Consider the following 6,478-nt stretch of genomic DNA (forward strand, 5'->3'; position numbering starts at 1 on the left):
GCTACCGTAAAATAAATCTGCTATGTCGGTAGTCGCTTACCCCATGAACTTGCTAAGCAAGATATACACTTAGCCTTTGGGAAGTAGCTAGCCACCCTAATATCAGGTCTATATATCGAGGAGACATCAGTGGATATTGCAACCCTACTAGGTTTAATAGGCTCGACCGCGATAGTAGCATCCGCCATAATTTTGGGTGGCTCGGCGGGTATGTTTCTTAACGTACCCTCGATCCTGATTGTGATTGGCGGCAGTCTTTTTGTTGTTATGGCAAAATTTAGCTTCAAAAATTTTTCCATTGCGATGAAGGCTGCGGTTAAGGCTTTTTCTTTTAAGCTTCCTAGCTTAGAGGAAATGATCTATGAAATGGTAGAAATCGCCCAGATTGCACGTAAAGGTGGCTTATTAGCTTTAGAAGATAAGGAAATTAGCCACCCTTTCCTACAAAATGGTATTCAGCTATTGGTCGATGGTCATGATAGGGATGTGGTACGTGCTATGCTGGCAAAAGACAGGGCCCTAACACTGGATCGTCACCAATGGGGGACTAAAGTTTTTAGTGCGCTAGGGGACGTTGGCCCTGCAATGGGGATGATAGGGACCTTGATTGGTCTGGTACAAATGTTGGCCAATATGGATGACCCTAAAGCGATTGGTCCTGCAATGGCCGTCGCCCTACTCACAACCCTTTATGGCGCCATGTTAGCTACCATGTTCTGTATTCCCATTGCAGACAAGCTGAACTTACGTATGACAGAAGAAGCGCGTCTACAGTCTTTGGTGATTGACGGCTTAATGGCGATCCAAGCAGGACAAAACCCGAAAGTAATCGACGAGATGTTGCGTACTTACTTGCCTAACTCCCAACGTGAAGTTGATTTAGGCGGTGGTGAAGGCGGTTAAGCTTAGGTGTTAATCAAATCATGATGAGTGAGAGGTCAGGCTATGAGTGCTGATGTAGATGACGAAGAACAGCAGGAAGAATGTAAGGCGGGTTCTCCGGCTTGGGTCATGACCTTTGCTGATCTGATGTCACTGCTAATGTGCTTTTTCGTGTTGCTGCTTTCCTTTGCTGAAATCGACGCCATGAAGTTTAAGCGCCTAGCGGGTGAACTCCAACGTGCCTTTGGGGTACAGCGTCAGATTCGCGCGGATGATGTCCCTATGGGAACTAGTCCTATTTTTCATAATTATACGCCCGGTAAGCCTGAACCCAATCCGATGGAAATCATTCAGCAGCAAACCACGCGTTATGAACAGAATCTAACGACAGAATCGACCAACGAGTTACCTTTAGAACAAACCAAGCAAGATGCGGAAAATATCGCCAAGGCTTTGCAAGATTCGATTGAAGATGGACGCGTACAAGTTGAGCTAGATCGGCGTAACATTATTATTCGTGTAGAAGAAAAAGGCTCTTTTGCATCTGGATCTGCAACTTTAAATGAATCTTTTATCGATGTGATGGATAAAATCCGCTTTGCGCTCATGAATACTCCAGGGACCATTACGATTGAAGGGCATTCAGATGATGTGCCTATTTCAACGGATCGTTTTAGTTCTAATTGGGATTTGTCGGCAGCTCGTGCGGCCTCGGTCGCCAATGAACTGCTTGTCAGTGGTGATATTACTCCGGAACGGGTAAAAGTGATTGGCTATGCGGAGACAAAACCTAGAGTTGCCAATGACTCTGCAGATAATCGTGCGATGAATCGACGGGTAGAAATCGTTGTTAATCAAAGCAACGCGGAAAGTCGCGGAGCAATTGATCAACTGGAGCAGCAAATTCTTCCTGATGGGGTGCAAATTCGCGAGGAACCAGAATTCCAGTTGCGTCCTAACGAGATCTTCTAGCATCATCAACCTAGGCTAGACTCTGACAAGATAAACCTTTATCATATCGGCGCTTTCATCCACAAAGCGCCTTTTTTCTGCAAGTCAATTCATAAAATCCGCCCTTAGCTCAGCTGGATAGAGCGCAGCCCTCCGGAGGCTGAGGCCACAGGTTCGAATCCTGTAGGGCGGGCCACTTCCGCTGACTTCTTTCCTACCCTCTTATTTTTCATCCAAGATTCGCTATACCGGCAAGATTCGCTATACTCTGGGGCCGATTTGCGTCTTCCAGCGTCTGTTTGTCTTGAGGTGAAAATATGCCACGGATTTTATACTGCTTGCCTGTATGTTTATGGTTATTGACAGGTTGTGCAACGAGCACGTCTTGGTTTGCTAATCAAAGTGAACAGCAAGTACAAACTGAAGCCCTAGTCTACCAAGAAGCGCAAGATGCTTTGACAGAGGAAGACTATACACAAGCCTTACAAAAGTTACAGACATTGGAAGCACGTTATCCCTTTGGGCGTTATGCAGAGCAAGTACAGCTAGAATTAATTTATACATATTATCAACTGCAAAACTATGATGCAGCCGCTGTAGCTGCGGGTCGTTTTATTCGTCTGCACCCTCAGCATGAACAAGTTGATTATGCTTATTATCTGCGCGGTTTATCCTCTTGGAGTGCAGGGCGCCATGCTTTGGAATGGCTAGAGCTGATTGATATTTCTCAGCGTGATCCAGGTGCCACCCGAGATGCTTACCAAGACTTTAGTTTGTTAGTGCGCCGCTACCCACAGAGCCCTTATGCAGCTGATGCTTATCAACGTCTGCAATTTTTGAAAAACCTATTAGCCCGCCAAGAAATTTATATTGGGCGTTATTATTTAAAGCGTGGGGCCTATGTGGCGGCGGTCAATCGTGGCCGCGAAGTGTTAGAGGCGTATCCAGACACGCCGGCAACCCGAGATGCATTGGCGGTTATGGCAGAAGCCTATACACACTTGCAACAGATGGCAGAAGCACAAACCTATATCGATTTGTTGCAAACCCATGCACCTGAACATCCTCAACTGAGCGCACAAGGTTTTCAACCGCTATACTCAGCAGATGCCCCTGAGAAAAGTATGTTGCAAATCTTAACTTTTGATATTCTAAAGTAACACAAGCCTCAAGTAGGAATCAGTGCGATGAAGCGAATAATAAAGCGTCAGACTTGGTTGAAGGCTGTCATCGGTATTTGTGTATTAGGTACGCATGCTTACGCGCAGGATGAGCTAGATATCTCAGCAGTGCAAGCTGCTTTAGCTGCGGGTGAAGTACAAACGCTTTACCAAAAGATGCAAGCCCTAGAAGCCAAGTATGCAGGCGAGGTGACTTTCGATGCTTTATTAGGCCAAGTCGCTTTAGCTGCGGATGATCCTGCGTATGCTACTTGGGTGCTGGAGCGTGTACTTTTACTGGCCCCTTATCATGCAGAAGCACGTTTAGATTTAGCCCGTGCTTACTTAGCATTGGGCAACTACCTTGGCGCACAAGAGCAATTACATGCCTTACTGGCGTTAAAGCCACCCGCATCAGCACAAGCGGCTATCGAATATTACTTAGCACAAACTGAACAAGCCTTAGCGCCTGCACAAGATGCTGATTATATTCTGCTCGTGTTGGCGCAAGGTTACAATGATAATGCTTCTGCTTATCCTCAACTTGATCTGGGTTTACTGAGCCTAGATGAAATTGCCTCACCCTATACCCGATTACAAGGGGTCTATCAGTACCAGAAGGCTTGGGATACTCACCAAGCATTTCAATGGACTACCTCTTGGTCAGAACAAAAGCACTGGCGCACACAGGCACAAGCCTTTGATACCCGTTTGTTAAATAGCCAATGGGCATGGCAAGTTTTTGAAGATACCAAAAATTATTGGCAGGTCTTTACAGAAGCCGGTGTGCTTTGGCTCGATGACGATAATTATCGACAGCATTATGGTGTAGGGGCGCGCGCTGTATGGCAGTTGAATAAAACCCATCAGTTGATCAGCCGTCAAAGTTTACGGGATTATCATTTTGACAGCCGAAAATCTGAATATACAGAGCTCAGTTGGCAGCTTGACTGGCGTTATCAACCTCACCCTCGTTGGCGCCTTGATACCTCCTTGGCTTTAGCAACTGAAGAAGCAGATCAACAAAAACCTAATGGAGATGCTTGGTCTTGGGAAGCAGGATTTGGGGTGGAATACGTAGTGGCGCCAGCACATATTTTGGCGGCAGACTATAGTTATCAATTCAAAGATTATTCTCATTATTATGCAGAAGGCTTACGTTATTTACCGGGCTTTGATGTAAAACGTGAAGATAAACGCCAAAGTGCCTCTATAAGCTGGCGGTGGCAATGGAATTCGCATTGGCAAATGGTCTTAAGTGGGCATTGGTACGAGCAAGATGCCAACCTGCCTTTATACACCTATGATCAGTATCAAGCTGTCCTGAGTTTAAGTTATTTTCACTAAGCCGCAGCGATATGAGGTTTTTCTATGTTGTCCTTGCGTTCTGTGTTTTCCATACATCCTTTGGGGCTGATTGCTGTGCTGGGTTTGGCAAGTCCCCAAGTACAGGCTAAGGCTGAGGCAATTGCACAAGTGACTTTTGCACATGGGCAAGCACTTAGCCTCACCCGTGATCAGCAAACATTCGATCATGTCACTAAGGGAGAGGCTTTATTTGTGGGGGATTTGTTGACTACAGGGTCAGCAAGTGTCATTCAAATTCGTTACCAAGATGGTGCACGTTTTGCATTACGTCCTCACTCTCAATTGCGTCTTGATACCTTTGAGTATCAACCAGAGAAAGCAGAGGCTAACCAGTCAAGTACCACCTTGTTGCAAGGAGGGTTGCGTGCGATTAGTGGTGCCATTGGTAAGCTCAATCCACAAGGTGTGAGTTATAAAACACCAGTTGCCACTATGGGGATTCGTGGTACGGATATAGATATTTTACATATCCCAGAACAAGGTCACCCAGATTATCCATATCAAGTACCGGGCTCTTATCTCAGTGTGAATTCTGGGCAAGCCTTTATGCAGGTAGCCGAGCACTTAAAAATGATTGATGCCGGCCAGACTTTATTTACTGATGGACGTGTCGAGCCTATTTTAAGTCCGCGTCCACAGGGTGAAGCTCGTAGTATGAGTTTGCCTGCACAAGCACCCCAAACAGCTTCATCAGAGGCCGCTAATCAGAAGCTAGGGGATGCTTTACAAGAAAAATTGCTTGATTATCAAGTGCCTCAGCCCTTGCCTGAACCTGAGCCAGAACCACCTCAGACACCTGAAATACCTGTAGAAGAAGATAAAGATCCCTCAGATTGGCTTGATGGTTCCGGATCAGGTGTAGTTGTTGATGATAGCTATTATCCACAGCCACCAGACTCAGAAACACCAGACTCAGAAACACCAGACTCAGAAACATCAGATTCAGAAACACCAGACTCAGAAACACCAGACTCAGAAACACCAGACTCAGAAACACCAGACTCAGAAACATCAGATTCAGAAACACCAGACTCAGAAACACCAGACTCAGAAACACCAGACTCAGAAACACCAGACTCAGAAACACCAGACTCAGAAACACCAGACTCAGAAACACCAGATTCAGAAACACCAGATTCAGAAACACCAGATTCAGAAACACCAGATTCAGAAACACCAGATTCAGAAGCATCAGGTTCAGCAATGCCAGACGTAGAAACATCGGGTTCAGCAATGCCAGACCTAGAAACACCAGATTCAGAAACACCAGACTCAGAAACACCAGATTCAGAAACACCAGATTCAGAAACACCAGACTCAGAAACATCAGATTCAGAAACATCAGATTCAGAAACGACAGACTCAGAAACGACAGACTCAGAAACGACAGACTCAGAAACGACAGACTCAGAAACGACAGACTCAGAAACGACAGACTCAGAAACGACAGACTCAGAAACGACAGACTCAGAAACGACAGACTCAGAAACCTGCACTTTGAATTGTGATAATGAACAGAGTCAGGGAAATGGCCAGGATAAAGATTCGCCTGATGACCATGATAAGGGTTATGGTAACGATGAAACTGGGCCAGATAATGGCAATGGCGGTAACACTAATAATAACGGCAATAACGGCAATAACGGCAATAACGGCAATAACGGCAATAACGGCAATAACGGCAATAACGGCAATAACGGCAATAACGGCAATAACGGCAATAACGGCAATAACGGCAATAACGGCAATAACGACAGCAGTGACAGCAGTGACAGCAGTGACAGCAGTGACAGCAGTGACAGCAGTGACAGCAGTGACAGCAGTGACAGCAGTGACAGCAGTGGCAACAGTGGCAACAGTGGCAACAGTGGCAACAGTGGCAACAGTGGCAACAGTGGCAACAGCGGCAACAGCGGCAACAGCGGCAACAAGAAAAGCCTAGATTCTGTTTCTGTGAATCGTCTAAGCTCCTCTGCAGAAATAGGCGATATAGACAGTCGTTATCATACAGAAGTACAAGGCGTGCCTGTGTACTGGGGGCGTTGGAGTCGTCCTCAAGCCGGTTTAGCTACGCAAAAAGGTTTTTATATTGAAAGTGAACACAGCCTTGCTTTGGA

The 6,478-nt window shown here is 46.0% G+C and carries 5 protein-coding genes, 1 tRNA gene and 1 pseudogene; all 7 read left to right on the forward strand.

All coding sequences use genetic code 11. From position 1 onward, the window contains the following. Positions 1 to 129 precede the first annotated feature (129 nt). The 7 genes and pseudogenes from pomA (at position 130) to BMX05_RS13000 (ending at position 5,869) form a co-directional block, all read left to right on the forward strand. Positions 130 to 903 (forward strand): flagellar motor protein PomA, encoded by a 774-nt coding sequence (gene pomA, locus BMX05_RS11700; RefSeq protein WP_093312255.1) that lies wholly within the window; start codon positions 130 to 132, stop codon positions 901 to 903. A 42-nt stretch (positions 904 to 945) separates the two neighbouring features. Continuing rightward, entirely contained in the window at positions 946 to 1,854 is a 909-nt protein-coding gene (locus tag BMX05_RS11705; RefSeq protein ID WP_093312259.1) for a flagellar motor protein MotB, read from the forward strand. A gap of 98 nt (positions 1,855 to 1,952) precedes the next feature. After that, positions 1,953 to 2,029: transfer RNA gene (locus tag BMX05_RS11710), tRNA-Arg, on the forward strand. Positions 2,030 to 2,150: 121 nt separating this feature from the next. After that, positions 2,151 to 2,993: an outer membrane protein assembly factor BamD gene (locus tag BMX05_RS11715; RefSeq protein ID WP_093312262.1), complete on the forward strand. Its 843-nt coding sequence runs from the start codon at positions 2,151 to 2,153 to the stop codon at positions 2,991 to 2,993. A gap of 27 nt (positions 2,994 to 3,020) precedes the next feature. Continuing rightward, the gene (locus tag BMX05_RS11720; protein WP_093312265.1) at positions 3,021 to 4,340 is read left to right on the forward strand and encodes a tetratricopeptide repeat protein; all 1,320 of its coding nucleotides are present in this window, start codon (positions 3,021 to 3,023) and stop codon (positions 4,338 to 4,340) included. 24 nt (positions 4,341 to 4,364) lie between these two features. Next, a pseudogene (locus BMX05_RS12995) lies at positions 4,365 to 4,763 on the forward strand (hypothetical protein); the annotation flags it as partial. A 533-nt stretch (positions 4,764 to 5,296) separates the two neighbouring features. Further along, positions 5,297 to 5,869 (forward strand): pentapeptide repeat-containing protein, encoded by a 573-nt coding sequence (locus BMX05_RS13000; RefSeq protein WP_395855428.1) that lies wholly within the window; start codon positions 5,297 to 5,299, stop codon positions 5,867 to 5,869. The last annotated feature ends 609 nt before the right edge of the window (positions 5,870 to 6,478 follow it).

Origin of the sequence: Allopseudospirillum japonicum (genome assembly GCF_900108915.1) — a bacterium.
Classification (GTDB): domain Bacteria; phylum Pseudomonadota; class Gammaproteobacteria; order Pseudomonadales; family Halomonadaceae; genus Pseudospirillum; species Pseudospirillum japonicum.

Excerpts from the sequence above, each read along its gene's own strand:
- BMX05_RS11705 (WP_093312259.1), top strand. The coding sequence starts at position 946 with ATGAGTGCTGATGTAGATGACGAAGAACAGCAGGAAGAATGTAAGGCG.
- BMX05_RS11715 (WP_093312262.1), top strand. The coding sequence starts at position 2,151 with ATGCCACGGATTTTATACTGCTTGCCTGTATGTTTATGGTTATTGACA.
- BMX05_RS11720 (WP_093312265.1), top strand. The coding sequence starts at position 3,021 with ATGAAGCGAATAATAAAGCGTCAGACTTGGTTGAAGGCTGTCATCGGT.